Annotated in this window: 21 protein-coding genes and 1 riboswitch; of the genes, 14 read left to right on the top strand and 7 right to left on the bottom strand. The window is 73.2% G+C overall.

What is annotated here, in order from left to right; translation table 11 throughout:
• Positions 1-80: 80 nt before the first annotated feature.
• From Scani_RS23700 to Scani_RS23690, 3 genes are all read left to right on the top strand, one after another.
• Positions 81-1544, top strand: coding sequence for a GuaB1 family IMP dehydrogenase-related protein (locus tag Scani_RS23700; RefSeq protein WP_159479626.1), 1464 nt, complete (start codon positions 81-83; stop codon positions 1542-1544).
• A gap of 380 nt (positions 1545-1924) precedes the next feature.
• The gene (locus Scani_RS23695) at positions 1925-3397 is read left to right on the top strand and encodes an amino acid permease (RefSeq protein WP_159479622.1); all 1473 of its coding nucleotides are present in this window, start codon (positions 1925-1927) and stop codon (positions 3395-3397) included.
• A 10-nt stretch (positions 3398-3407) separates the two neighbouring features.
• Positions 3408-3863 (top strand): Lrp/AsnC family transcriptional regulator, encoded by a 456-nt coding sequence (locus tag Scani_RS23690; RefSeq protein WP_030076492.1) that lies wholly within the window; start codon positions 3408-3410, stop codon positions 3861-3863.
• A 131-nt stretch (positions 3864-3994) separates the two neighbouring features.
• Here Scani_RS23690 and Scani_RS23685 read toward each other — a convergent pair whose 3' ends face one another.
• The gene (locus Scani_RS23685; RefSeq protein ID WP_246296125.1) at positions 3995-5449 is read right to left on the bottom strand and encodes an MFS transporter; all 1455 of its coding nucleotides are present in this window, start codon (positions 5447-5449) and stop codon (positions 3995-3997) included.
• A 54-nt stretch (positions 5450-5503) separates the two neighbouring features.
• On the opposite strand from Scani_RS23685, the gene Scani_RS23680 reads away from it, so the two are divergent.
• From Scani_RS23680 to Scani_RS23670, 3 genes are all read left to right on the top strand, one after another.
• The gene (locus Scani_RS23680; protein ID WP_246296124.1) at positions 5504-6439 is read left to right on the top strand and encodes a LysR family transcriptional regulator; all 936 of its coding nucleotides are present in this window, start codon (positions 5504-5506) and stop codon (positions 6437-6439) included.
• Positions 6440-6763: 324 nt separating this feature from the next.
• Positions 6764-7579 (top strand): carbon-nitrogen hydrolase family protein, encoded by an 816-nt coding sequence (locus tag Scani_RS23675; RefSeq protein WP_159479618.1) that lies wholly within the window; start codon positions 6764-6766, stop codon positions 7577-7579.
• 93 nt (positions 7580-7672) lie between these two features.
• Positions 7673-9373 carry a flavin monoamine oxidase family protein gene (locus Scani_RS23670; protein ID WP_159479616.1) on the top strand — a complete coding sequence of 567 codons (1701 nt, stop codon included), beginning with the start codon at positions 7673-7675 and terminating at the stop codon, positions 9371-9373.
• A 185-nt stretch (positions 9374-9558) separates the two neighbouring features.
• On the opposite strand, the gene Scani_RS23665 is transcribed toward Scani_RS23670, so the two are convergent.
• The gene (locus Scani_RS23665) at positions 9559-10161 is read right to left on the bottom strand and encodes a TetR/AcrR family transcriptional regulator (protein WP_159479615.1); all 603 of its coding nucleotides are present in this window, start codon (positions 10159-10161) and stop codon (positions 9559-9561) included.
• Between the two features lie 227 nt (positions 10162-10388).
• Between Scani_RS23665 and Scani_RS23660 the strand changes: the two genes are divergently transcribed.
• The 5 genes from Scani_RS23660 (at position 10389) to Scani_RS23640 (ending at position 16932) form a co-directional block, all read left to right on the top strand.
• Positions 10389-11195: an SDR family oxidoreductase gene (locus Scani_RS23660; RefSeq protein WP_246296123.1), complete on the top strand. Its 807-nt coding sequence runs from the start codon at positions 10389-10391 to the stop codon at positions 11193-11195.
• A 484-nt stretch (positions 11196-11679) separates the two neighbouring features.
• Complete coding sequence (locus Scani_RS23655) at positions 11680-13368, top strand: right-handed parallel beta-helix repeat-containing protein (protein ID WP_308686584.1); 1689 nt, start codon at positions 11680-11682, stop codon at positions 13366-13368.
• Positions 13365-13772 carry a hypothetical protein gene (locus tag Scani_RS23650; protein WP_159479611.1) on the top strand — a complete coding sequence of 136 codons (408 nt, stop codon included), beginning with the start codon at positions 13365-13367 and terminating at the stop codon, positions 13770-13772. The genes Scani_RS23655 and Scani_RS23650 overlap by 4 nt, the downstream gene beginning before the upstream one ends.
• Positions 13773-14005: 233 nt before the next feature.
• Entirely contained in the window at positions 14006-14272 is a 267-nt protein-coding gene (locus Scani_RS23645; RefSeq protein ID WP_159479609.1) for a YxD-tail cyclophane-containing RiPP peptide, read from the top strand.
• Positions 14272-16932, top strand: a complete 2661-nt coding sequence (locus Scani_RS23640) for an ATP-binding protein (RefSeq protein ID WP_159479607.1) — start codon at positions 14272-14274, stop codon at positions 16930-16932. Before Scani_RS23645 ends, Scani_RS23640 begins: the two co-directional genes overlap by 1 nt.
• On the opposite strand, the gene Scani_RS23635 is transcribed toward Scani_RS23640, so the two are convergent.
• From Scani_RS23635 to Scani_RS23625, 3 genes are all read right to left on the bottom strand, one after another.
• Positions 16880-17809: an LLM class F420-dependent oxidoreductase gene (locus Scani_RS23635; RefSeq protein ID WP_159479605.1), complete on the bottom strand. Its 930-nt coding sequence runs from the start codon at positions 17807-17809 to the stop codon at positions 16880-16882. The two genes, Scani_RS23640 and Scani_RS23635, sit on opposite strands and share 53 nt — an antisense overlap.
• A 110-nt stretch (positions 17810-17919) precedes the next feature.
• Positions 17920-18678 carry a DUF5995 family protein gene (locus Scani_RS23630; protein WP_281391972.1) on the bottom strand — a complete coding sequence of 253 codons (759 nt, stop codon included), beginning with the start codon at positions 18676-18678 and terminating at the stop codon, positions 17920-17922.
• Positions 18679-18809: 131 nt separating this feature from the next.
• Complete coding sequence (locus tag Scani_RS23625; protein ID WP_159479603.1) at positions 18810-20186, bottom strand: uracil-xanthine permease family protein; 1377 nt, start codon at positions 20184-20186, stop codon at positions 18810-18812.
• Between the two features lie 287 nt (positions 20187-20473).
• Here Scani_RS23625 and Scani_RS23620 point away from each other — a divergent pair, with 287 nt between their 5' ends.
• Entirely contained in the window at positions 20474-20962 is a 489-nt protein-coding gene (locus Scani_RS23620) for an acyl-CoA thioesterase (RefSeq protein WP_174872747.1), read from the top strand.
• A gap of 27 nt (positions 20963-20989) precedes the next feature.
• Here Scani_RS23620 and Scani_RS23615 read toward each other — a convergent pair whose 3' ends face one another.
• The gene (locus tag Scani_RS23615) at positions 20990-22219 is read right to left on the bottom strand and encodes an MFS transporter (RefSeq protein ID WP_159479601.1); all 1230 of its coding nucleotides are present in this window, start codon (positions 22217-22219) and stop codon (positions 20990-20992) included.
• A 71-nt stretch (positions 22220-22290) separates the two neighbouring features.
• Between Scani_RS23615 and Scani_RS23610 the strand changes: the two genes are divergently transcribed.
• Positions 22291-23538, top strand: coding sequence for an ROK family transcriptional regulator (locus tag Scani_RS23610; RefSeq protein WP_159479599.1), 1248 nt, complete (start codon positions 22291-22293; stop codon positions 23536-23538).
• 60 nt (positions 23539-23598) lie between these two features.
• On the opposite strand, the gene Scani_RS23605 is transcribed toward Scani_RS23610, so the two are convergent.
• Positions 23599-24378 (bottom strand): SDR family oxidoreductase, encoded by a 780-nt coding sequence (locus Scani_RS23605; protein WP_159479597.1) that lies wholly within the window; start codon positions 24376-24378, stop codon positions 23599-23601.
• A 169-nt stretch (positions 24379-24547) separates the two neighbouring features.
• A riboswitch (FMN riboswitch) is annotated at positions 24548-24678 on the top strand.
• 148 nt (positions 24679-24826) lie between these two features.
• Here Scani_RS23605 and ribD point away from each other — a divergent pair.
• Positions 24827-25954, top strand: a complete 1128-nt coding sequence (gene ribD, locus Scani_RS23600) for a bifunctional diaminohydroxyphosphoribosylaminopyrimidine deaminase/5-amino-6-(5-phosphoribosylamino)uracil reductase RibD (RefSeq protein ID WP_174872746.1) — start codon at positions 24827-24829, stop codon at positions 25952-25954.

Raw genomic sequence — 25954 nt, 5'->3', positions numbered from 1 at the left:
CTTTGGCGGATCGCACACACGGCCGGGGGGGTGGCTCGGATTATCACATGAGCCCTGGTCAGGGCCCGTATCCTGGCCGTATGCGATTCCTGAATCCGAAGAACGGCGCGCTCGAAGAGAGTTCTTCGGTGCCCTACGACCTGACCTACGACGATGTGTTCATGGTGCCCGGCCGCTCCTCCGTGGGCTCCCGCCAGGGAGTGGACCTCTCCTCCCACGACGGGACCGGAACCACCATCCCTCTCGTGGTCGCCAACATGACGGCGATCGCCGGCCGCCGGATGGCCGAGACCGTCGCCCGCCGTGGTGGCCTGGTCGTCATTCCGCAGGACATTCCGCTCGATGTCGTCACCGACGTCGTGACCTGGATCAAGCGCCGCCACCTGGTCCTGGACACCCCGATCGTGCTGTCCCCGGTGGCGACCGTCGCCGACGCCCTGGCGCTGCTGCCCAAGCGGGCGCACGGCGCGGGCATCGTCGTCGAGGGCGGCCGCCCGGTCGGCGTCGTCACCGAGCACGACCTGGCCGGGGTGGACCGCTTCACCCAGGTGGCCGAGGTCATGTCCAAGGACCTGCTCGTCCTGGACGCGGACATCGACCCGCGGGAAGCCTTCAACCGCCTGGACGCCGCCAACCGCAAGCTCGCGCCCGCGGTCGACGCGGACGGCATGCTGATCGGCATCCTCACCCGCAAGGGCGCGCTCCGCGCCACCCTGTACACCCCCGCCACGGACGACAACGGCAAGCTGCGGATCGCGGCCGCCGTCGGCATCAACGGCGATGTGGCCGGCCGGGCCAAGGCGCTGCTGGAAGCCGGTGTGGACACGCTCGTCGTGGACACCGCGCACGGCCACCAGGAGTCGATGATCGCCGCGGTCAGGGCGGTCCGCGGGCTGGACCCGCAGGTCCCGATCGTGGCGGGCAACGTCGTCGCCGCCGAGGGCGTCCGCGATCTGATCGAGGCCGGCGCGGACATCATCAAGGTCGGCGTCGGGCCGGGCGCGATGTGCACCACCCGGATGATGACCGGCGTCGGCCGGCCGCAGTTCTCCGCGGTCCTGGAGTGCGCCGCCGAGGCGAAGAAGTTCGGCAAACACGTCTGGGCCGACGGCGGTGTGCGCCACCCCCGCGATGTCGCGATGGCACTGGCCGCGGGCGCCTCCAACGTCATGATCGGCTCCTGGTTCGCCGGCACCCTCGAATCGCCCGGTGACCTCCAGCACACCGCCGACGGCCGGCCGTACAAGGAGAGCTTCGGCATGGCCTCCGCGCGTGCGGTGCGCAACCGTACGAGCGAGGAGTCGGCCTACGACCGGGCCCGCAAGGGACTCTTCGAGGAGGGCATCTCCACCTCGCGGATGTTCGTCGACCAGACGCGCCCCGGCGTCGAGGACCTGATCGACACGATCATCGCGGGCGTCCGCAGCTCCTGCACCTATGCGGGCGCCGGCTCGCTGGCGGAGTTCGCCGACAAGGCCGTGGTCGGGGTGCAGAGCGCCGCCGGCTACGCCGAGGGCAAGCCGCTGCACGACAGCTGGAACTGACCCGCCACGGGGCGTGACACCCGCCCCAAAACCGCCGCTCACCGGCCCCGCACCGACTCGGTGCGGGGCCGGTCGCGTATGCGGAACCCGGGCCCCCGGTCCGCTGCGCTCCGTGGGAACCCGTACGATCGGACCCTGGCGCGCAACGAACGGCCGCCCACCGCGCCGGTGCGCAATGATCCTTCGCTGTTGCGCAAGGAACCTGCATTACGGCAGGTCAGCGGCGGGCCGTAGGGTCAAGCGCTGTACGTGGAGTGGCGGAGTCCGTCTGCTCGGCGGTCTCCTGCTGCGGGGTGCTTCGGCATGCCCTTGTACCGACCGCTGCCGGTCGCCGTCTTCCGTACCGAAATCCGATCGGCAGCGATAAAGGAGCCACCCCAGTGTTGGAGCACGGCGCATCCCCACCCGCAGGGGACAGCGACCCCCGACCGCCCTCCTCCGGAGGACTCGGCACCCGGTTGATGCGGCGCAAGCCCGTCGAGCGGCTGGTCGCCGAGGGCGGCAAGGGCGAGGGGGGAACGCTCCGCCGCTCGATGGGCATGTGGCAGCTGACCATGATCAGCATCGGTGCCACGCTGGGCACCGGCATCTTCGTGGTCCTCGGCGAGGCCGTCCCGGACGCCGGGCCCGCGGTGATCATTTCCTTCGTCATCGCCGGTATCACCGCCCTGTTCTCCGCGCTGTCCTACGCGGAGCTGGCCGGCACCATCCCGGTCTCCGGATCGTCGTACTCCTACGCGTACGCCACCCTCGGCGAGCTGGTCGCCTGGGTCTGCGGCTGGTGCCTGATCCTGGAGTACGGCGTCTCGGTCGCGGCCGTCGCCGTGGGCTGGGGCCAGTACCTGAACGAGCTGCTCGACGGCACGCTCGGGTTCACCATCCCGGACGCGCTGTCCCAGCCGCCCGGTGACGGCGGCATCTTCAACCTGCCGGCCCTGCTGGTCGTGCTGCTGGCGATGGTGTTCCTGCTGGGCGGGGCCAAGGAGAGCGCCCGCGCCAACACGATCATGGTCGTCGTCAAGATCGTCGCCCTGCTGCTGTTCTGCGGCGTCGCGGTGCAGGGCGTGAAGTCGGGCAACTACGCGAACTTCATGCCGATGGGCATGGCGGGCGTCAGCGCCGCCGGCGCCACCCTGTTCTTCTCGTACATCGGCTTCGACGCCGCCTCCACCGCGGGCGAGGAGGCCAAGAACCCGCAGCGCGACATGCCGCGCGCGATCATGCTCTCGCTGGTGATCGTCACCGCCCTGTACTGCCTGGTCGCGGCCATCGCCGTGGGCGCCATGCCGTGGCAGAAGTTCGAGGGCTCGGAGGCCGCGCTGAGCGGGATCATGAAGGACGTCACCGGCCAGAGCTTCTGGGCCGTGCTGCTCGCCTTCGGCGCGGTCATCGCCATCGCCAGCGTCGTGCTGACCGTGCTCTACGGCCAGACCCGCATCCTCTTCGCGATGTCCCGCGACGGGCTGGTGCCCAAGGTGTTCGCCAAGGTGCACCCGAAGAGCGGTGCGCCCCGCGCCAACACCGTGATCGTCTCGCTGTTCTGCGGGATCCTCGCGGCCGCGGTGCCGCTGGGCCAGCTGGCCGACGCCACCAGCATCGGCACGCTGTTCGCCTTCGCGCTGGTCAACATCGCGGTGATCGTGCTGCGCCGCACCCGGCCCGACATGCCGCGCAGCTTCCGCACCCCGCTCTCGCCGCTCTTCCCGGCGATCGGCTTTCTGCTCTGCCTCTACATGATGGGCAGCCTCGGCGCCGTGACCTGGGTGGTCTTCGGTGTCTGGATGGTCGTGGGCCTTGTGGTCTACTTCGGTTACGGCTTGCGCCGCTCCCGATTGGCCACCGCAGAGAAGTGATCCACCCGCAGTGCGACTGAACGATCTCGACGAACGCATCGTCCACGCCCTCGCCGAGGACGCCCGCCGCAGCTATGCCGATATCGGCCAGGAGGTCGGGCTGTCCGCGCCGGCCGTCAAGCGCCGGGTGGACCGGCTGCGGGCCGACGGCGCGATCACCGGCTTCACGGTCCGGGTCGATCCGGCCGCGCTCGGCTGGGAGACCGAGGGGTTCATCGAGATCTACTGCCGCCGCAACACCTCGCCCGAGGCGATCCACCGCGGCCTGTCGCGCTACCCGGAAGTGGCGTCCGCCTCCACCGTCACCGGTGAGGCGGACGCCGTCGTCCAGGTCTTCGCCTCCGACATGCGCCACTTCGAGCGGGTGCTGGAGCGGATCGCGGGCGAACCGTTCGTGGAGCGGACGAAGTCCGTCCTGGTGCTCTCGCCGCTGCTGCGACGGTACAGCTCGGGGGCGCCGGGCTGAGTCTTTCCGGCGACGTCCCGCCTGCCGTGCGACGCCCGCTCCCGTATCCGCCCGGCCGACCGGGCGGATACGGGAGCGGGCGTCGCGGCGCTCCGGCGCCCCTGGCGGCCGTGCCGCTTCCCGAGCGCGCCTCAGGCCGGGATCCGGTCCTGCCCGGCCCGTGCCCCGGTGCGCAGACCGCGCACCACGGCGAGGCCCACCACCAGCACCACGCCCGCCGCGATCCGGTAACCCAGCGCCGTCGCGGCGGTGAACGCGGTGGCCGCGGCGGCGCCGTCACCGGTACCCGAGGCGAAGCGCACGGACAGCACGGTGCCCACCACGGCGATCCCCAGCGCCGCGCCCAACTCCCGTGCCGCCCCCTGGAGTCCCGACCCCATCCCGGAGCGCCGGGCCGGTACGGACGCCACGATCGCATGCGACAGCGTCGGCATCGCCAGTCCCGCACCGGCCGACATCACCAGGAGGAACACCAGGTAGAGGACGTACGGCGTGTGGGCGTCCGCGGTGGAGAGCAGCAGCAGACCGGCCGCGATCAGCGCCAGTCCCGCGCCCGCCGTCCTGGCCTCGCCGGCCCGCTGCGCCCCGCGCATGCCGTACTTCGTCGTCGCCATCATCCCGACGGCCAGCGGCACGATCGCGCAGCCCGTCTGCAGCGGTGAGTAGCCCTTCACGTACTGCAGGAACTGCGCGTTGACGTAGAAGAGCGCGAACATCCCGAAGAAGGTGACGGCGATGCCGAGGGTGCCGGCGCGCAGCCGCGGCAGCCGGAACAGCCGGGGGTCCAGCACCGGGTGCGCGGCCCGCAGCCCGTGCCGTACGAACACCGCGAACACCACCACAGCCAAGGCGAAGCCGCCGGTCACCGGGAGGGACGTCCAGCCCAGCCCCGGGCCTTCGATGATGCCGAAGAGCAGCGCCGTCGCCCCGAGGACCAGCAGCGCCGAGCCCGGCAGATCGAGCGGCGCGGCCTGCCGGGGAATCCGGGGTGCGGCCGTCGCGACCCAGGCCAGCAGGGCCAGGGCGAGCGGCACATAGCCCCAGAACAGCCCCTGCCAGGGCAGGTACTGCAGGATCAGCGCGCCGCCCGCGTTGCCCGCCATCCCGCCGATGCCGACCGCCGTGCTCCAGGCGGCCACCGCCCCGGCCTTGCGGTCGGGCGCGGCGGAGTGCAGCAGGACGGACATGGTCGCGGGCACCAGGAGCGCGGCCCCCGCACCCGAGAGGGCGCGGCCCGCCAGCAGCACCGGCAGACCGGCCGCGGTCGCGCTCAGCAGCGCGCCCGCGGCGAACACACCGAGCCCGGTGAGCAGCACGCCCTTACGGCCCACCCGGTCGCCGAGCGCCCCGGCCGGGATCAGCAGCCCCGCGAAGACCAGGACATAGGTGTCCACGATCCACAACAGCTGGGCGGGGGAGGGGTGCAGGCCGCTTGCGGCGATCTTGGGTATCGCGAGGTTCATCGCGGCCACCAGCGACTGCGCGACCAGCACACAGGCACACATCGCGGCCGTCACCGAGCGCTGCCGCGCGGGGGCGCCGACGGACGCGGGAGAGGACTCCGGAGGGGAAACGGTCGAGGTCATGGCAGGGACGCTAGAGTCCTGGCGAGTTGACCTCAAATGCAAGGTATGCACTCCATGATTGCGCGAAACGCAAACATCGACCTCAACCTGCTGACGGCGCTGGATGCCCTGCTCGAAGAGCAGAGCGTGACCGCGGCCGCCGACCGGCTCGGACTCTCCGCCCCGGCCATGAGCCGTGCGCTCGGCCGTATCCGCCGGACCATCGGCGACCCCGTGCTGGTGCGGGCCGGCCGCCGGATGGTGCCCACCCCGCGCGCCCTGGAGATCAGGTCCGAGGTGCGCCGGCTGGTGGAGGCGGCACAGGGGGTGCTGGCCCCCTCCGCGCCGACCGACCCGGCCCAACTGGCCCGGGTGTTCACCTTCTACGCCAATGACCTCCTGGTCACCGCCGTCGGCCCGCGGCTGGTCGCCCGTGTCGCGGAGGCGGCCCCACAGGTCACGCTGCGGTTCCTCGGCGAGAGCCATGTCGATGTGCCGCTGCTGCGGGACGGCGCGGCGGACCTGGAGCTCGGCGTCATCGACAGCCGCGAACCGGAGATCCGCAGGGAGCAGCTGTTCGTCGACCACAGCGTCGCGGTGGTCCGCGAGGGACACCCGCTGACCACGGGGCGACTCACCGCGCGCCGGTTCGCCGACGCCCCGCACCTCAACTTCTCCCGGCGCGGCCGGCTGACCGGTCCCCTCGACGCCGCGCTCGCCGAACGCGGGCTGCGGCGCCGGGTGATCGCCACCGTCCCGACCTTCGCCGCGTCGCTGATGATGGTCCGGGACACCGACGCGGTCGGCCTGGCCAATGCCCGGGCCGCGGCCTCGATGGTCCGCGGGCTGGGGCTGCGCACGCTGCCGGTCCCGTTCGCGCTGCCGCCGATGACCATGGAGATGGCCTGGCATCCGCGGCACGAGGCGGACGCGGGGCACCGCTGGCTGCGCGCGACGGTGCGCACGCTGGTGCGGGACATCCTGCGGGACCTGCCGGCCGACGAGGGCTGAACGCCGCGGCCGCTGCGGTGGCGCCGCTGGGCCACTGATACGGGGGGCTCACCGACGACGACCCCCGCCGCACCGTGACCGTCCTCGACCGGATGACCGCCGACAGGGGGCTCGTGCGCTGACGGGAGGCCCGCGGCGCCCCGGGGCCGCCGGGTGTGCACCGGTCCGGGACCACCCCGGGCACGGGGCGCAACGAATCGCCGCACAGTCCCTTGAACGCGCAACGAATCGTCCCTCGGCGCGCAACGGTGGCGCCTTGTCCCGAATCGTCGGCGGCCCGTACCGTCAATGCGTCCACCCGCACCGTCCGCGCCGAGGGGTCCCATGACGTCGCTGCACACCGCCCTGCTCCAGAGTTCGGGCCGGCCCGGCGATGTCGCGCACAACCTGCGGATCCTCAACGACGCGGCCCGCGCGGCGGCCGCGACCGGCGCCGGGCTGCTGGCCTGCCCCGAGCTGTTCCTCACCGGCTACGCCATCGGCGCCGACGTCCACCGCCTCGCCGAGACCGCCGACGGCGACAGCGCACGGGCCATCGGGAAGATCGCCGCCGCACACGGCATCGCGGTGCTCTACGGCTACCCCGAGCGCGCCGCGCAGGACGAGCCCGACAGCGCCGCGGTGTACAACTCGGCGCAGCTCATCGGCCCGGAGGGCGAGCGCCTCGCGAACTACCGCAAGACCCATCTCTTCGGCTGCTTCGAGCACGAGTGGTTCACCCCGGGTGAGCAAACCGTCGTCCAGGCCGAGCTGGCCGGCCTCCGGATCGGCCTGCTGATCTGCTACGACGTGGAGTTCCCGGAGAACGTCCGGGCCCATGCGCTGGCCGGCACCGATCTGCTGCTGGTGCCCACCGCGCAGATGCACCCCTTCCAGTTCGTCGCCGAGTCCGTCATCCCGGTCCGTGCCTTCGAGAACCAGATGTACGTCGCGTACGTCAACCGGGTCGGCGCCGAGGGCGAGTTCGAGTTCGTCGGCCTGAGCTGCCTGGCCGGCCCGGACGGTGTCGTCCAAACCCGCGCCGGCCGCACCGAGCAGCTGGTGCGGGCCGAGGTCGACCCCGCCTTCCTGAAGGAATCCCGGGCGGACAACCCCTATCTGCACGACCGCAGGCCGGAGTTGTACGGCCCGCTGACCTGAACCTCCCCGCCCCCCCCTGATCCGCCGCAGGCCGGCCCATCCGGCCCGCCCTGCCCTGCCTGCGCTGCCCTGTCTGCAAGGAGTCCGCCCCCCATGACGTCCACGGTGCCCACCGCCGCCCACCACGCGGATGCCCAGCCGCCGATCACCATGTTCGGCCCGGACTTCCCGTACGCCTACGACGACTTCCTCGCCCACCCGGCGGGCCTCGGACAGATCCCCGCGATCGAGCACGGCAAGGAGGTCGCGGTCATCGGCGGCGGCCTCTCCGGCATCGTCACCGCCTACGAACTGATGAAGATGGGCCTCAAGCCCGTCGTCTACGAGGCGGACCAGATAGGCGGCCGGCTGCGGACCATCGGCTTCGAGGGCACCCCGGCCGACGCCGCGGGCCTGACCGCCGAGATGGGCGCGATGCGCTTCCCGCCGTCCTCGACGGCGCTCCAGCACTACATCGACCTGGTGGGCCTGACGACCACGCCGTTCCCCAACCCGCTGGCGCCGGACACCCCGTCGACCGTCGTCGACCTCAAGGGCGAGTCGCACTACGCCCGTACCGTCGAGGACCTCCCCGAGGTCTACCACCAGGTCATGGACGCCTGGAACGCCTGCCTGGAAGAGGGCGCGGACTTCTCCGACATGAACCGGGCGATCCGCGAGCGCGACGTCCCGCGCATCCGCGAGATCTGGGCCCGGCTCGTCGAGAAGCTCGACAACCAGACCTTCTACGGCTACCTCTGCGACTCGACGGCCTTCAAGTCGTTCCGCCACCGGGAGATCTTCGGCCAGGTCGGCTTCGGGACCGGCGGCTGGGACACCGACTTCCCCAACTCCATCCTGGAGATCCTGCGGGTCGTCTACACCGAGGCCGACGACCACCACCGCGGCATCGTCGGCGGCAGCCAGCAGCTGCCGCTGCGCCTGTGGGAGCGCGAGCCCGCCAAGATCGTGCACTGGGCGCCGGGCACCTCGCTGTCGTCGCTGCACGACGGGGCGCCGCGGCCCGCGGTGACCCGCCTCCACCGCACCGCCGGCAACCGGATCACCGTGACCGACGCCGACGGCGACATCCGCACCTACGAGGCCGCCGTCTTCACCGCGCAGTCCTGGATGCTGCTGAGCAAGATCGCGTGCGACGACTCGCTGTTCCCCATCGACCACTGGACGGCGATGGAGCGCACCCACTACATGGAGTCCAGCAAGCTCTTCGTGCCCGTCGACCGGCCGTTCTGGCTGGACAAGGACGAGGACACCGGCCGGGACGTCATGTCGATGACGCTGACGGACCGGATGACCCGCGGCACCTACCTGCTCGACAACGGCCCTGACGAGCCCGCCGTCATCTGCCTCTCCTACACCTGGTGCGACGACAGCCTCAAGTGGCTGCCGCTGAACGCGAACGAGCGGATGGAGGTCATGCTGAAGTCGCTGTCGGAGATCTATCCGAAGGTCGACATCCGCAAGCACATCATCGGCAACCCGGTCACCGTGTCCTGGGAGAACGAGCCCTACTTCATGGGCGCCTTCAAGGCGAACCTGCCCGGCCACTACCGCTACCAGCGCCGCCTGTTCACCCACTTCATGCAGGACCGGCTGCCCGAGGACAAGCGGGGCCTCTTCCTCGCCGGCGACGACATCTCCTGGACCGCGGGCTGGGCCGAGGGCGCCGTGCAGACCGCGCTGAACGCGGTGTGGGGCGTGATGCACCACTTCGGCGGTGCGACGGACGCCACGAACCCGGGTCCGGGCGACGTCTACGACGAGATCGCGCCGGTCGAACTGCCCGAGGACTAGGGCCTTTCGTTCCTCAACGGACGCCCGGTCCGGGCGTGCCGTCGACGGGGCCGGGTGGATCTTCGTGTTCCCCCAGCCCCGGGGCCGCCCGACGGCACGGCCGTCCGGTTCTCCGGCCGGGGTCCCCTGAGCGGGCCCCGGCCGCTCGACGATCTGAACGAAGCGGCCCCCGGCGGGGCATGCGGCTACAACGCATCGAGGTGCAGGTAGCGCACGGCGCTGAGGGTCAGCTCCGCCAGGTCCCCGGGCTCGTCCTGCCCCGCCCAGTGCTCCAGGGCCACGCCGAACGCATCGAGCAACGCACAAGCCAGCAGCCGTACCTCCATGCTGTCTTCCGGCACGCCCTTGCGGGCCGCAAGTACGGGCACCAGTTGGTCCTGCATGTCCCGCCCGGCCGCGAGCCACCGCATCCGGAGGGCCGGGACCGTGCCCATGATCCGGACCAGCCGGCGAACCTGCTCGGGGTCGGCGAGCCGCCGGGCCGAGACCGATGCGTCGAACGCCGCCTGCACCGCACGGGTCAGCGGCTCCTCGGCGGGCCGCGTGGCCAGTTCCCGGACGAGGACGCCGACACCGGACGTCACCACGGGCGTCAGCGCGTCCTCCTTCGCGGCGCAGTAGCGGTAGAAGGTGCGCAGGGAGATACCGGCCGCCGTGGCGATGTCCTCGACCGTCGTCGCCTCGTATCCCCGGTGGGCGAAGAGCGCGGCAGCGGTCTCGGCGATCTCCAGCCGGGTCTCCTGCCGCCGCCGTTCCGTCAACGAGGGCCTGCCGCGCGCTGCCGTCATCCGCTGCCTCTCCTGGTCGGGTGGCCGTCGCCTCTCTCATGCTCTATTTTGTCACGGACCAGCCATCTGGCACGTCGTGCCAAAAATTGCCTGCACCGCCGAGAGACCCGCTCCACCGCGCCGGCCCGCACCGCCTGCCGGTCCCGCGTCTCCTGACGGGGCGTCGGCGCCCGGATGAGCTACGAGCACCGCACCGCCGACCGCGACCGTCAGTGAAGGAGCCGACCTTGCCCGCCCCCACACCCCCGGCTGTGTCCCGTACGTACCTCGTCACCGGAGCGGCCTCCGGCATCGGCCGGGCCACCGTGGCCCACCTCCGCGCGCAGGGGCACACCGTGATCGGCGCCGACCTCGACGGTGTCGAGATCTCCGCGGACCTCGCCACCCCCGACGGCCGCACCGAACTCGTCGACCGGGCCCGCGAGTTGACCGGTGGCCGGGGCCGGCTCGACGCCGTGAGCGCCTGCGCCGGCCTTGCCCACTTCGCTCCCCGCACCCTTCAGGTCAACTACTTCGGAGCCGTCGCCACCCTCGAAGGGCTACGGCCGCTGCTCACCGCCGGTACGGACCCGCGCGCCGTCGTGGTCTCGTCCGTCGTCTCCCTCCACCCGTCCGACCCGGCCCTCGTCGACGCGGCACTGGCCGGCGACGAGAGCGCGGCCGTCTCCGCCGCCGAGGCCGCCGTCGGCCGGGGTGAGGGGCACACGATCTACGGCTCCTCCAAGCGGGCCGTCGCCCGCTGGGTCCGGCGTACGGCCGTCTCTGACGCCTGGGCCGCCGCGGGCATCCCCCTGAACGCCGTCGCCCCCGGCACGATCCGCACCCCCATGACCGAGCCCCTGCTCGCCGACCCCGACATGCGCACGATCGTCGACGCCGGCATCCCCATGCCGCTCCACGGCCACGCCCGCCCCGAGCAGGTCGCCCCTCTGCTCGCCTGGCTGACCTCGGCCGAGAACACCCACGTCACCGGCCAGGTCGTCTTCCTCGACGGCGGCGCCGACGCCATGCTCCGGGGAGACGGCATCTGGTAGGTACCGGCCGGCTCCGTCACCTGTGCGCGGGCAGACCGCCACGGACCTCCGGCCGGGGCTTTCATGGGCGGTGGACCTCCGGCCCGGTCCTGCCGGCCACGCCCTCGCACGCCTTGTTGCCCTCGGGGCCGGCGGCCGAGGGCCGGCCCGAGCCCGGCGCCGACGGCGGACGACCCGGTGCGGAAGTACGCGCACGCCCCTCGCCGAGCACCCGCCGGTACTCCGGGCCGCCGGTCTCGTGAAACGGCCGCGGCCCGGCGCGCCGGGCCCCGCTCTCCGCGTGGCTCATGCGCGCGCTGTGGTGTGCGCACCCGGCAACTGCCCCTGGTCGTCCCGTACTTCGGAAACCACCCGCCCCGGGCCGCCGTGCCCCCGCCGCGAAGGCGAAACCCGGTCGAAGGGCGGGGCAGCGGGCCGGGCCGCGGGTAACATCGACGGCTCCAGGTCGGCGGCGTGGGGGATGGCGCGAATGGTCGCGAGGTACGTGGTCTCACCGCGAGGCGGGCGTCGCACCTACCCCGACATCACGTCCGCGCTCACCGCGGCGGCCGGACGGGGCCGGGCGGCGCTGATCGAGATCGCGCCCGGCCACTACGAGGAGGCGCTCACCGTCCGGGGCGACGTCCAGCTGGCCGCGAGCGGCGGGCCGGGCTCGGTGGTGGTGAGCCGGCCCCGCGGCGCCGTCCTCGACGCCTTCGGGGCGGTGCGGGTCCACGGGCTCGTGCTGACCGGCCGTGACGCCGATGTCGTCGGCTGCCATGCGGGAACGCTCACCCTCGACCACTCGGAGATCCGGGCGCACAACGGCGTCTGTGTGCATGCGAGGCCGCACACGTCCGTGACGCTGCGGGACAGCGTGGTCCTGTACGGCCGGACCCTCTTCGCCGGGTCCGAAGGGCTCGTCGAACGGTGCCGGTTCACCGACGCCGCCGACAACGCGGTGGCGGTGATCGAAGGCGCCCGTGTCGCGGTCCGCGACAGCCGGATCGAGGGCAGCCGGATCCACGGCGTGCGGGTCAGCGATGCCCGCGCCCAGGTCACCGGGTGCGAGCTGACCGGCACCGGCAAGGCGGCCCTCATGGCGGACACGAGGGCGGAGCTCACCGTGGCCGGCTGCGCGGTCGACGCCGTGCACGCCGAGGCCGTCATGTTCATCGAGCAGTCCAGGGGTTCGGTCGACGGCACCCGCGTCACCGACGCGGAGCACGGGATCGGGGTGGCGAGCGGCGCCGACCCGGTGGTGCGCGGCTGCGTGTTCACCGCCTGCCGCGACACCGGCATCAACGTCCAGACCTCGGGCCGCGGCAGGTTCGAGGACTGCGAGGTCGTCGAAGCGGGCAACGTCGCGGTGTTCTCGACCAAGGGCGGCGCCCCGGAGGTCCACGGCTGCCGCATCTCACGCGGCAATGTCGGCATCGCCGTCACCGAAGCGGCCCGGGGCACCTTCACCCGGATCGGGATCGAGGATCTGACGGGCACGGCCCTGCGGGTCTACGACGCGTCCAGGGCCGTTTTCGCGCAGGTCCGGGCGGAGCGCTGCCCGACGGGCCTGGAGACCCAGGGCAACGGAGGCACCACGGCGGAGGTCACCGACGCGGCGTTCCACGACATCGACATGGCCGCCGTGGCCGCCCTCGGCCAGTCCCGGGTCACGCTCAAAGACGTGGCGGCGCAGGGCGGGCTGCTGGGCTTCGGGGCCGGCGAGGAGGCTCAGCTGATCGTGCACGACTGCGGCGTCACGGGGCCGAGCGCCGGCGGGGCCATCGGATTCGGCAAGGCGAGGCTCGTCGCGAGGAACCTCACCGTGACCGGTTCGGAGGCGTTCGGCCTCTGCGGGAAGGACTCCGCATATCTGGACGTCGCGCACAGCGAGTTCGTCGACTGCGCGGCCGCGGGGGCGAGCTTCGACGACGACTGCGGCGGCCGGCTGGTGGACTGCGCCGTGGGCGGCACGCGAGGCGTGGCCGTACAGGACAACGGCCGCGTCGACCTGGTCTCGCTGCGCACCTCGCTGCCGGTCGTCCAGCAGACCGCCAAGCCGGCCGCGCCCCCGCCGACGATCATCAACCACTTCCACGGCCCGGTCTTCCACGCCGCGGTCCACGGTGCGCACTTCGCCTGGAACAACACCGACGTCAGCCAGCAGACCCATGAGGGCGGTTCCCGCACATGAGCGACCCACAGAACGTCCACCACTACGACGGGCCGGTGTTCCACGCGCCGGTCACCGGCTCCCAGTTCGCCTGGAACAACGACACGGTCCACCAGAACCAGCAGAACAACAGCGCCGTCGCCCCGGGCTTCGAGGCGCTCGCCGAGCTGGTCACGGGCCTGCTCCGGGAGCTGCCGCGGGCCGGTCTCGCCGACCGGGACCGCGAGGACGCCGAGTCCGCGGCCGGCGAGGTCCTCGAGGCCATCGCGGGGCCGGCGGCTCCCGAGGAGGGCAGGCTCCGCCGCGCGCTCGCCATGCTCAAGGGAGCGCTCGCCCCGGTCGCGACCGGACTGGCGACCGGTACGGCGGTGGGGGCGCAGGAGTGGGCCCGTACGGCGATCGAGGGTCTGACCGGCATCGTCTGACCGGTGCGCGGCTGCATGGCCGGTGCGTGGAGCAGCGGCGGCCCCGCGCCTCCGCGCCGGGGCGGTCGGGCCGATCACCCGTACGCCGGGCGGGCCGCACCGGCCGCAGCCGACCGCGCACGGGCCGAGAACAGGACCAGGACGAGAGCCGGACCGGGGCGGGACCGACCGGGCCGGGAGCAGGACCAGGACGAGAGCGTGACCAGGGCGGATGTCCGAAGGGATGGAGCGCAATGGATCAGCAGACGTTCCCCGGAGCGGATCGCGGTGCGGATCGGAGGGCACACGACGACACGGTGCCTCCGTCCGGCGAGGGCGTTTCGCTGCGTGACTACTCCGGCGTCGGCCTCCGGGAGCTGGCGGACCGTACGGCACATCCCGTGCTCAGGGAGGTCCTGGCCGGGCTGGTGGCGAGGGCGGGCAGCCCGGGGGACTGCGTCGCCTACTACGAGGACTCGGCCGGAGAACCCCCCACCGCACGGGCGCGAAAGGGGACTTGATGCATCCCGGGGCGCCCCGGCCGGTCCCCCCGGGGACGCAGACGGCGCGGGCCGAACACGGCGGCAGCGTCTATCAGGCCGCGCGTGACCTCCACATCACCCGGTACGAGAGCGCCGAGGCGGCGCCGGTCACCGCCCTGCACACCCTGCCGCGGGACATCGGGGGATTCACCGGCCGTGACGAGGAGTTGCGGGAACTGGCCGAGTCGGCCGACGCCGCCGCGGGCCGGGCCCGGGTGATCGCCATCCATACGCTGGACGGCATGCCCGGGGTCGGGAAGACCGCCCTCGCCGTGCACGCCGCCCACCTGCTCGCCGCCGGTTTTCCCGACGGCCGGCTGTTCGTGCGGCTGCACGCGCACACTCCCGGGCAGCGGCCCGTCACCGCGGCCGCCGCGCTGGCGACGCTTCTCACGGGCATCGGCGTACCGCCGCAAGGGATTCCGGACGATCTCGACGCCCGCGCCGGGCTGTGGCGCGACCGGCTGGCCGGCCGGCGGCTGCTCCTCGTCCTGGACGACGCCGCCGGCCAGGAACAACTGGAGCCGTTGCTGCCGAACTCCCCGGGCTGCCTGGTGCTGATCACGAGCCGCCGTCGGCTGGTGGCCCTCGACGGGGCCCGGCCCCTCGCGTTGGACGTCCTGCCGCCCGCCCAGGCCGCCACGCTGTTCACCCGTCTGATCCCCCGGGGCGTCCCGGCCGCCGAGACCGCGACGGTGGCGGAACTGGTCCGGCTCTGCGGCCACCTCCCCCTGGCCATCACCCTCCTGGCGGGCCGCCTCGCGCACCATCCCAGCTGGACCCTGCGCCAGTTGGCCGCCGAATTCGCCGACGCCCAGGACCAACTCGAACCGTTCGCGGCCGGAGACCGGGCGGTGGCCGGCGCCTTCGACCTGTCCTACCGCGATCTGGCACCCGACCGGCGGCAGTTCCTCCGCCGCCTCGGCCTGCACCCGGGCGCCGACACCGATGCCCACGCCGCTGCCGCTCTCGGTGGCGTCCCCCTCGCGGAAGCCCGCCGGCACCTCGACGCCCTCTACCTCGACCATCTGCTCGACGAGCCGTCGCCGGGGCGCTACCGCGCGCACGACCTCGTCCGCGCCTACGCCCGCCGCCTCGTCGCCGAGGACCCGCAGGAGGACCGGGACCGGGCCGTCGACCGGCTGTTGGACCACTACCGCCGGCTGGCCGAGGCGTGCGACCGGCACCTCAACCGCTACTGGCACCGCGAGACGCAACCGGCCGAGCCGCTCGCCACCGCCCTCGCTCCGGCCCATCGCGATCAGGCCCTGGACCGGCTCCGTACGGAACAGGCGAATCTGGCCGCCTGCGCGCACCACGCCCTGGCCGCCTCCCGCCTGCCCGCCGCGGTGGGACTCGTCCGGGCGATGGCCGCCTACCTGCGCCAAGAGGGCCCCTGGGACGAGGCGATCGCCCTGCACCGGCTGGCCGCGACCGCCGCGGGGCACAGCGGCGACCACCTCGCCGAGGCCCATGCCCTGCGGCAGCAGGGGATCCTGTGTTCGCTGGCGGGCGACTACCCGGCCGCCCTGACGACACAGCAGCAGGCGTTGCGCCTCTTCCGCCGGTACGGGGACCGCACCGGCCAGGCCGCCGTGCTGTACCAACTGGGCATCATCGACATGCTGAACGGCCGCTCCCGGGACGCCGCGTGCAGACAGCTGGAGGCCCTGGCCCTCTACGAAGCGGCCGGCGACGCGACCGGCCGGGCCGACGCCCTCAACGGGCTGGGCACCATTCAGCGGCAGGCCGGCGACATCGCGGACGCCCTGCGGAGCCATGGCCGGGCGCTCGACCTGTACCGCGGCCTCGGCGACCGGCTCGGGCAGGCCAACGCCCTCCACGGTCTCGGCGCCGTCCAGGGCCACCTGGACGATCTCGATGCCGCGCTGGAGTCCCACCGGCACGCCCTGCGGATCTACCGGGACCTCAGCAACCGCCTGGGAGAGGCCCACGCCCTGCGCTATCTCGGCGTCGTGCAGACGCGGAAGGAGAACTTCGACGCCGCGGTCGAGACCTATCAGCAGGCATTGGTGATCTACCGCGGTCTCGGCAACCGTTTCGGCGAAGCCGGCACCCTGTACGACCTCGGCGTCACGCTGCGGCGCAGCGGCGCATACCGGGCCGCGATGGCGGTCCAGCGCGCCGGCCTCGGCATCCGCCGCGCGCTGGGCGAGGTGTTCGGCGAGGCCCACTCCCTGCGCGAGCTCGGCCGACTGCAGGTCATGACCCGGCATCCCTCGATCGGGCTGACGACGCTGTACCGGGCGCTGGCCCTGTACCGCAGTGACCCGCAACCCCTGCTGGAGGCCGCGACCCTGCACGGGATCGGTATCGCGCACGGAGAAGTGGGCGATCACCAGGCCGCCCTGGACACCCAACGACAGGCGCTGGACCTCTACCGCGCCCAGGGTCATCGCCGGGGCCAGGCCGACGCCCTGTACCGCCTGGGCCTCACCCTGCGGCTGACCGGCGACCCCGCGGCCGCACGAGCGAGCCTGCACGAGGCGCTGGCCATCCACCGCGACCTCGGCAACGAACCCGGCGTGGCCGACACCCTCGCCGCACTGGACACGGTCGAGACCGCTACACCCCGGCCGCCCGCGCCGCCGCGTACACCTCCGCGGCCACGTCCGTGAGCTCCTCGGCATCCCGGGCCCCGCCCTGCAGATCGATGAGGATCTCCTCCGGTCCCACCGAGGCGTGCGCGGCCAGATCCGCCGCGATCTGCTCGGCGCTGCCCTGGAACGGGCTGCGCTCCCGGCCCTCGTACGGCTTCGCCGTGTGCCGGGCGTTCACCCGCAGCACGCTGTGCACCGGCTCCTTGCGCTCCCGCTCGGCGGCCACCTCCCGCAGTCTCCGCCACTGGGTGGCGAGGGCCTCGGCGCCCATGCCGACCGGCATCCAGCCGTCCGCCCGGTCGACCAGACGCCGAAGCGCCCGCGGGCTGTTGGCGGGCAGCAGGATCGGGATGGGCCGCTTCGGCTTGGGGCCGACGACGGACGGGGCGATGGTCGTCAGCTCCCCTGCGTACGCCACCGGGTCCGGGCCCCACACCGCGTGGCACACGTCGATCAGTTCGTCGAGGACCGCGCCGCGCTTCTCGAACGGGGCGACGGAGGCGGCCGCGTACTCGTCCCGCGACCAGCCCGTGCCGAAGCCCGCCACCACCCGGCCGCCGCTCGCGGCGTCCAGCGAGGCGAGGGCGCGGGCCAGCTGGAAGGGGACGTGCAGCGGGGCGATCAGCACGCTGGTGCCCAGCCGCGCCCGCTCGGTGACGGCCGCGGCCAGGGCCAGTGTCACCAGCGGGTCGGCCACCGAACGGTACGCGTCGGGCCAGGGGAGGCCCGGGATGCCGTACAGCCCCTGGGAGGGGGGCTCGGGGAACAGGATCCGCTCGAAGACCCAGAGGCTCTCGTAGCCGGTCTCCTCCGCGGCCCGCGCCACGGCGGGAACGTCGCGTCCGATGTCGTACTGCCGCATCTGCGGAAGGCTCAGACCGAGCGGGATGGCCATGGCCGCACTCCTTCGTATCGGTCGTCCCGGGCCCCCTCGGTCAACGTACCGTCGGCGCACGGGAGTTCCGGGGCGTCGCCACGGCGCGGCGGCCGGGGCGCCGGCCGGGTTCAGCCGGGCAGCGGAGTCAGCAGCATCCGCCCGACCAGCCCCACCCCGGCGTCCAGCCGCTCGGCGAGCTCCTCGGTCACCTCCGGCAGCCGGCGCACGCTCCACAGCGCCCTCGCCGCCGCCCAGGCGCCGTCCCTGGCCTTGTCCAGGCTCCACGACCCGATCAGATGCGTCAGCGGATCGGCGACGTCCAGTGCGTCGGGGCCGGGCATCAGCCGCTCGCGGATCCGCTCCTCCAGGCTCGTCAGCACCTCGCCGACCCGGTCGAAGTCGCTCTCCAGCGCGGCCGGTTCGCACTCCAGAGCCCGGCAGGTGTCCAGCACCGCCAGGGCCAGATCGTGGCCGATGTGGGCGTTGATCCCGGCCAGGGCGAACTGCAGCGGACGCACGCCCGGATGGCGGCGGAGCTGGAAGAGCGGCCGCCAGCAGGCCGGTGGCCGCCGGCCCGCGGCCGTGGCGTCCACCGCGTCGAAGTACCGCCGCGCGAAACGGATGTCCAGCTCGCCCGCGGCCGCCGGGTCCTGGAACGTGCCGTCGCCGATGCGCCGCGCCACGGCTTCGGTGACGGCCAGATAGACGCCGTTGAAGACGGCCACCCCGTCCTCGGCGGGCAGCGCCGCGGCCAGCGCCCGCATCCGGGCCAGTGCCTCCCCGACTCCCGTGCCGGCGGCGGGTCCCGGGCCGACGGGAGGCCGGGCGGCGGACCCCACGGCCGGGTCCGGCCGGCCACGGATGTCGGAGCGCTGAGTCGTCGTCATCCACTCAGCGTGACACCGTGATTACGGAACGGAGGGTTTGCTCGCGGCTGTTGACCGGAACGGGGTAACGGGCGGCGCGCCTCGTTGTGGCGCGGCGTCCGCTCCCCGTTCCGCCGCCGGAAGCCGCCCGGTCAGTCCTTGTCGTCGTACGACGAGGTGCCCTCGTCCAGCAGCGGCGGCTGCGGCTTGAGGTGCGCGGGGGCGCAGGCGCGCAGCGCGTGGTAGCCGGTGAGCACCACGATCGTGCCCAGGGCGATCCCGCTCAGTTCGAAGTGGTCGCTGATCTTCAGGCTCACCCCGCCGACACCGATGATGACGCCCGCGGCGACCGGCACGAGATGGAGCGGATTGCGCAGGTCCACCTTGTTGTGCACCCAGATCTGGGCGCCGAGCAGGCCGATCATGCCGTACAGGATGACGGTGATGCCGCCCAGCACCCCGCCGGGGATCGCGGCGACGATGGCGCCGAACTTCGGGCAGAGGCCGAAGAGCAGGGCGAAACCGGCGGCCGCCCAGTAGGCGGCGGTCGAGTAGACGCGGGTCGCCGCCATCACGCCGATGTTCTCGGAGTAGGTGGTGTTGGGCGGACCGCCGAGCGCGGTGGAGAGCACCGATGCCGCGCCGTCGGCGGAGATCGCGGTGCCGAGCTTGTCGTCGAGCGGGTCGCCGGTCATCTCGCCGACGGCCTTGACGTGTCCGGCGTTCTCCGCGACCAGCGCGATCACGACGGGCAGCGCGACCAGGATCGCCGACCACTGGAAGCTGGGTCCGTGGAAGTGCGGCAGGCCGATCCAGTCGGCCTTGCCGACGGCGGAGAAGTCCAGCCGCCAGTGATCGGTGAGCTTCCCCGCGCCGTTCACCGAGTGGATCATCCCGAAGGCCCGGTCGAAGACCCAGGAGGCGGCGTAGCCGAAGACCAGCCCGAGGAAGATCGCGATACGCGACCAGAAGCCGCGCAGGCAGACCACCGCGAACCCGGTGAACAGCATGGTCAGCAGCGCCACCCACTGGTCCTGCGGCCAGTACGTACGCGCCGTCACCGGCGCCAGGTTGAAGCCGATCAGCATCACCACCGCGCCGGTGACCACCGGTGGCATCGCGGCATGGATGATCCGCGCGCCGAACCGCTGGACGGCGACGCCCACGAGGAAGAGCGCGACGCCGACGACCAGGACCGCTCCGGTGACGGTGGCGCTGGTGCCGCCCTGCGCCCGGATCACGGCGGCGACTCCGACGAACGAGAGCGAACAGCCCAGGTACGAGGGGATCCGGCCGCGGGTGGCCAGCAGGAAGATGACCGTCGCGACGCCGGACATCATGATCGCGAGGTTGGGGTCCAGCCCCATCAGTACGGGAGCGACGAAACTCGCGCCGAACATCGCGACGACATGCTGCGCACCCAGGCCCACGGTGCGCGGCCACGACAGCCGCTCATCCGGCCTGACCACTGCTCCAGGGGCCGGGTTGCGCCCGTCGCCATGCACGGTCCAGCGCACGCCGAGGCCCATGACTGCTCCACTTCCTCACACGGTGATGACCGGGCAATGTTAGTGCGGGGTAAATCCGCTTCATCCCGGTGTGTACCGGTTCGTGGTCGCTATGTCCTCCGTCACTGAGCCATGGCCGTCGCTCCCTGACCCGGCCCCTGGCCACCACGCCCCGCCTCCCGGCGAACACAGCATTCTAAGCAGCCGCTTACGATGACTCCGGCTCATCGCATGAGCACCACCCGCACCACCCGCACCATCAGCATCTACGGCGCCGACCGGCGCACCCGACCCCAGGAGCACCACCCGTGAGCGTCGAAGCCCTGCCGACCACCACCGTCCCGTACGGCGAACTGGTCCCCGTCACCGTCCACTTCGACGACCTCGACGCGCTCGGCATGCTGCACAACTCCCGCTACCCGCTGCTGGTCGAGCGCGCCTGGGCGGAGTACTGGCACGGTCACGGGTTCGGCTTCGACGGCGACTGGGCCGCGGCGGGCGACATGTGCAACGTCATCAAGGAGATGCACGTCTCCTACGAGCGTCCGGTCACCCGGCCGGGCCGCTATGCGGCACACCTGTGGGTCGCACGCCTCGGCCGCACCGGCCTCACCTACGGCTTCCGGCTCTGCTCGGCCGACGGCACCGAGACCTACGCCCACGGCCACCGGGTGCTGGTCCGCGTCGACGCGCAGACGCTGCGCCCCACCCCCTGGTCCGACCGCGCCCGCGGCATCGCGGCGCAGCTCCTCCGGCCGGAGGAGTCCGACGCGGGTGCCGAGGCGGACGCGGCCTGAGCCGTCGGCGGTCCGGAGCGGCCGGGCTCACGACCGCTCCAGATCGCCGGTCACCGCCGGGGCGCTGCCGGCCGTCGTACGGTTCGGCACCCGCAGTACCCGCGCGCCCGGCACCAGCCCGCACGCCAGCACCGTCACCAGCAGGAACGACGTGGTCAGCGAGGTCGCCTGGGCGATACCGCCGATCGCGGACGGGGCGATCAGCCCCGAGGTGTAGGTGATCGTGGCGACGCCCGCGATCGCCTGGCTGGGCGCCGGACCGCTGCGCCCCGCGGCCGCGAAGGCCAGCGGCACCACGACCGCGATCCCGAGGCCCATCAGGCCGAATCCGCCCATCGCCATGGCCGGATGCCGCGCCGCGACGATCAACAGGCCGCCGGCCGCCGCCAGCACCCCGCCGGCCCGCACCGTGCGCACCGCACCGAAGCGGGCCACCACCTTGTCCCCGGCCAGCCGCGCGGCGGCCATCGTGCAGGCGAACGCGGTGGTCGAGGCGGCCGCCAGGCCCGCGTCGGTGCCCAGTTCGTCGCGGAGGTAGACCGCCGACCAGTCCAGACCGGCACCCTCCGCGAAGACCGCGCAGAAACCTATGGCCCCGATGAGCAGTGCCGACTTCGGCGGCAGCGCGAAGCGCGGCGGCGGATGCTCCTCGGGGGCGCTGCGCAGATCCAGCACGCCCCGGCAGGTGAGTGCCCCGAGCGCGGTCAGCACGAGTGCCGCAGTGGCCAGATGGAGCCGGGCGTCCCACTCGGCGTGCGCGGCGACGGTACCGGCCGCCGAGCCGAGCAGGGCGCCCGCGCTCCACATCCCGTGCAGCCCCGACATGATCGGCTTGCCGAGCCGGTCCTCGGTCTCCACGCCCAGCGCATTCATCGCGACGTCCGACATCCCGGAGGCCGCGCCGTACAACAGCAGTGCCGGGCACAGCGCGTACAGGCCGGGCGAGAGCGCGGGCAGGACCAGCGACAGGGTCCACAGGGCGAGCAGACCGCGCAGCGCGGTACGGGCGCCGAAGCGGTGACTGATCCGGCCGGCCAGCGGCATCGCCAGGGACGCGCCGATCGCGGGGAACGCGAGGGCCAGGCCGAGCTGGCCCGGTGAAATGCCGGTGTGGTCCTGGATCCAGGGGATACGGGTCGCGAAGTTGCCGGTGACCGCGCCGTGCGCGAGGAACACCAGGGCCACCGACCGCCGGGCGCGCCGCAGTTCGTCGCGGGGGAGCGGGGTGACGTCGTGGGGGACACCGATGCCAGTCATGGGGCGTAAACTATCAGGAACCCTGCCTGATAATAAGGGGTTTCCGTTCGACGGGATGAAAGACTCGGGCCATGCATGCACCGCGCACGGCAGCGGCCGGCCGCACCGCCTCTCCGGCCACCGCACGGCTGATCAACGACCGCCTGGCCCTGCAACTCCTGCAGTCCGAGGGGCCCTTGACGGCAGGTCAGCTCAAAACGCTGACCGGCCTGTCCCGGCCGACCGTGGCGGACCTCGTCGAACGTCTCCAGGAGGCCGGACTGATCGCCGTGGTCGGCGAGAGCGGCGCACAGCGGCGCGGCCCCAATGCCCGGCTCTACGGGATCGTCGCCGACCGGGCCCATCTCGTCGGCCTCGATCTGCGGACGCACAGCGTCACCGTCGCGGTCGCGGACCTCCTCGGCGAGGTACGCGACGAGCGCACCGTCCCCATCGGCCCCGACGACGCGCCCGACACGGCCGTCGCCACCGCCCTCGCCGTCGTGGACAAGGCCCTCGCCGCGGCGGGCGCCCACCATCCGCACACCATCGCCGTCGGCGCCCCCGGCCTGGTCGATCCCGCCACGGGGCGGCTCGGCGGCACCGACTGGATCCCGTCCTGGCATGTCGCGCTGGTCGGCGAGCTGCGCGCGCGGCGTGCGTCCGTCCTGCTGGAGAACGAGGTCAATCTCGCCGCCATCGCCGAACAGCGCGACGGCGCGGCCCGCGACCACGACACCTTCGTCCTGCTCTGGCTCGGCCACGGCACCGGTGCCGCGGTGGTCCTGGACGGCACGCTGCGGCGCGGCACCTCGGGCGGCACCGGCGAGATCGGCTTCCTGCCGGTCCCCGGCACCGCTGCACTGCCCTCGGCGAGCGGCTGCGACGGCGGCTTCCACTCCCTGGCGGGCTCCGCCGCGATCTGCGCCCTCGCGGCCGAGCACGGCCTGTCCGCAGCGACCGGCGCCGGGCCCGGAACGGCTAACACCCCCTCGTCCGAGGCCGACGCGGATGCCCCGCCCGCCGAAGCCGTCGTGCGGGCCGCCGTCGGTGCCGGTGAGGCCGGCGCGGCCTTCCTGGACGCGCTGGCCGCGCGGATCGCCCTCGGCGTGGCGGCGGTGTGCGCCGTGCTCGACCCCGGGTGCGTCGTCCTCGGCGGGGAGGTCGGCTGCGGCGGCGGCGAGGAGCTCGCCGGCCGGGTCGCCGGACATCTGGCCCGCCTCTCCCCGCTGCGCACCGATGTCCGCGCGGGGACGGTCGGCGGGCGGGCGGTCCTGCGCGGCGCCGTCCTCGCCGCCCGCGACGCCGCTCAGGACGAGCTGTTCACGCCCGGGGGCTGAGCCGGGGGAGGGCAGTCGCGTGCCTGCCCGCCACCTCGACGGCGCGACCCGCGCCGTCCGTCACCCCCGCACCCCGCCCCCCACCCGCTCCGCGAGGAACTCCACGTAGGTCCGGCGGCCGTCGGCGTGCTCCGGGGTGAGGTGGCCGCCGCGGCGCAGTGCCGCGAGCCCCGCGCCCGGCAGCCACAGCGGCATCAGCACCCGGCGCCGCCCGCCCGCCTTCAGCGTGGCCCGTACGAGATCCCGGGCGTCCAGCACTTCGGGGCCGCCCATGTCGGTGACCCGCCCGGCCGGTTCGCCGACCGCCAACTCCGCCAGCCGGGCGGCGACTTCGCGCACCTCGACCGGCTGCACCCGTACGCCCGTCGGTACCGGGAGCACCGGCGAACGGGCGCCCGCCTTGATCACGGCGAGCACCAGATCGTGGAACTGCGTCGTCCGCAGCACCGTCCAGCCGATACCGGATCCCTCGATCAGGCGTTCCACGGCGAGCTTGGTGCGGTAGTAGCGGATCGGCACCCGGTCCACCCCGACGATCGAGATGTACAGCAGGTGCGCCACCCCCGCCGCCTCGGCCGCCTCGACCAGCCGTCCCGCGGCCTCCTCGTCCCCGACGGCCGGCGACGAGGCGCAGTGCACGATCGCGTCGACGCCCGCCAACGCCTCGGGCAGGCCCGTGCCGTCGCGCAGGTCGACCGCGTACGACCGGGGGCGGGGCCGTACCGTGCCGGTGTGCGGCCGCCGGCTCAGCGACCGGACGTCATGGCCGTCGCCGAGCAGCAGGTCGACCAGGGGCCGCCCGAGGGTGCCCGTGCCGCCGGTCACCAGAATTGTCGCCATCGCGGATCAGTCCTTGAGGGAAGAAGGGACGCGTTCTCCGTCATGACGGGTCACGCGCGCCGTCTGTGACACGCGGCGCGCCGGGGGGCTGTGAGGCAGCCCACAGCGCTTCGCCCGCATGGGCGACTACCGGGCGTGGCAGACTGAAGCTGTACTGACATAAGAGCAGCAGCGCACTCCGGGGTCGGTGTAATTCCGAACCGGCGGTAACAGTCCGCGACCCGTCCGCAGCCAGCGGCCGGTTGAGCAGGTGAAATTCCTGCACCGACGGTGAAAGTCCGGATGGGAGGCAGTGCGCGGCGGGCCCGCTTCGGTACACCGCCGTCGGCGGCGCGTCCGGTTTTTCCGGACGGGTTCTCCTTTCCGGCGCGGTGTTCCCGTGGCGTTGTTCCGCTTTCTGTCGTCCAGACAGCCCCGGAGTCCGTGCCCTGAGAGGCAGGAGGACCCGGTGGCCACCGCAGCCCCCGTCGAGACCGCGGCGATGCGCCGAGCCATCGAGCTCGCCGCGCGCGGCCTCGGGCGCACCAGCCCCAACCCCGTGGTCGGCTGTGTGGTCCTGGATGCCGCGGGCCGCACGGTGGGCGAGGGCTGGCATCAGCGGGCCGGCGGACCGCACGCCGAGATCCACGCCCTGCGCGCCGCAGGCGAGCGGGCACGGGGCGGCACCGCACTGGTCACCCTCGAACCCTGCAACCACACGGGTCGCACCGGTCCCTGCGCCCAGGCGCTGATCGACGCCGGGATCGCCCGCGTCGTCTACGCCGTCTCCGACCCCAACCCGACGGCCACCGGCGGCGCCGTCACCCTGGCCGACGCCGGGACCGACGTCGAGGGCGGACTGCTCGCCGACGAGGCCGCCGCCGGCAACGAGGCCTGGCTGACCTCGGTCCTGCGCCGCCGCCCCTTCGTCCTGTGGAAGTACGCCGCCACCCTCGACGGCCGGATCGCCGCCGCCGACGGCACCAGCCGCTGGATCTCCTCGCCCCAGTCGCGCGCCGATGTGCACCGGCTGCGGGCCGCCGCGGACGCCGTCATCGTCGGCTCCGGCACCGCCCGCGCCGACGACCCGCAGCTCGGCGCGCGGATCAGCGGGCTCGCCGACGACGAGATCAGCCAGCCGCTGCGGGTCGTCGTCGACTCCGGCGCCACCGCCGTCAAGGCCGGCGCCCGCGTCCTGGACGGGTCCGCGCCCACCCTGATCGCGGTCGCCGAGGACGCCGACACCAAACACCTCGAAGGCCTCGCCCCGATCATCCGGCTGCCGCGCGCCGCCGGGGGACGCGGGCTGTCCCTCCCCGCGCTGCTCCAGGCCCTCTACGCACGCGACGTGCGCTCCGTCCTGCTCGAAGGCGGCCCCACGCTCGCCGGGGCATTCCTCGCCGCCCAGGCCGTCGACAAGGTCGTCGGCTACCTCGCCCCGGTGCTGCTCGGCGCCGGACCGGCGGCGGTCGGCGACGCCGGAATCAGCACCATCGCCCAGGCGTTGCGGCTCGACGTGACCGACACCGAACGGCTCGGACCCGATCTGCGCATCACCGCCACTCCCATCCGCCACGCGCTCCACGAGGAGAACTGA

The sequence above is a fragment of the Streptomyces caniferus genome, from assembly GCF_009811555.1.
GTDB lineage: Bacteria > Actinomycetota > Actinomycetes > Streptomycetales > Streptomycetaceae > Streptomyces > Streptomyces caniferus.
This window is presented reverse-complemented; position numbering and strand designations above follow the sequence as displayed.

Excerpts from the sequence above, each read along its gene's own strand:
- Scani_RS23700 (WP_159479626.1), top strand. The coding sequence starts at position 81 with ATGCGATTCCTGAATCCGAAGAACGGCGCGCTCGAAGAGAGTTCTTCG.
- Scani_RS23685 (WP_246296125.1), bottom strand. The coding sequence starts at position 5,449 with ATGACCTCGACCGTTTCCCCTCCGGAGTCCTCTCCCGCGTCCGTCGGC.
- Scani_RS23680 (WP_246296124.1), top strand. The coding sequence starts at position 5,504 with ATGATTGCGCGAAACGCAAACATCGACCTCAACCTGCTGACGGCGCTG.
- Scani_RS23675 (WP_159479618.1), top strand. The coding sequence starts at position 6,764 with ATGACGTCGCTGCACACCGCCCTGCTCCAGAGTTCGGGCCGGCCCGGC.
- Scani_RS23670 (WP_159479616.1), top strand. The coding sequence starts at position 7,673 with ATGACGTCCACGGTGCCCACCGCCGCCCACCACGCGGATGCCCAGCCG.
- Scani_RS23665 (WP_159479615.1), bottom strand. The coding sequence starts at position 10,161 with ATGACGGCAGCGCGCGGCAGGCCCTCGTTGACGGAACGGCGGCGGCAG.
- Scani_RS23650 (WP_159479611.1), top strand. The coding sequence starts at position 13,365 with ATGAGCGACCCACAGAACGTCCACCACTACGACGGGCCGGTGTTCCAC.
- Scani_RS23645 (WP_159479609.1), top strand. The coding sequence starts at position 14,006 with ATGGATCAGCAGACGTTCCCCGGAGCGGATCGCGGTGCGGATCGGAGG.
- Scani_RS23640 (WP_159479607.1), top strand. The coding sequence starts at position 14,272 with ATGCATCCCGGGGCGCCCCGGCCGGTCCCCCCGGGGACGCAGACGGCG.
- Scani_RS23635 (WP_159479605.1), bottom strand. The coding sequence starts at position 17,809 with ATGGCCATCCCGCTCGGTCTGAGCCTTCCGCAGATGCGGCAGTACGAC.
- Scani_RS23630 (WP_281391972.1), bottom strand. The coding sequence starts at position 18,678 with ATGACGACGACTCAGCGCTCCGACATCCGTGGCCGGCCGGACCCGGCC.
- Scani_RS23625 (WP_159479603.1), bottom strand. The coding sequence starts at position 20,186 with ATGGGCCTCGGCGTGCGCTGGACCGTGCATGGCGACGGGCGCAACCCG.
- Scani_RS23615 (WP_159479601.1), bottom strand. The coding sequence starts at position 22,219 with ATGACTGGCATCGGTGTCCCCCACGACGTCACCCCGCTCCCCCGCGAC.
- Scani_RS23610 (WP_159479599.1), top strand. The coding sequence starts at position 22,291 with ATGCATGCACCGCGCACGGCAGCGGCCGGCCGCACCGCCTCTCCGGCC.
- Scani_RS23605 (WP_159479597.1), bottom strand. The coding sequence starts at position 24,378 with ATGGCGACAATTCTGGTGACCGGCGGCACGGGCACCCTCGGGCGGCCC.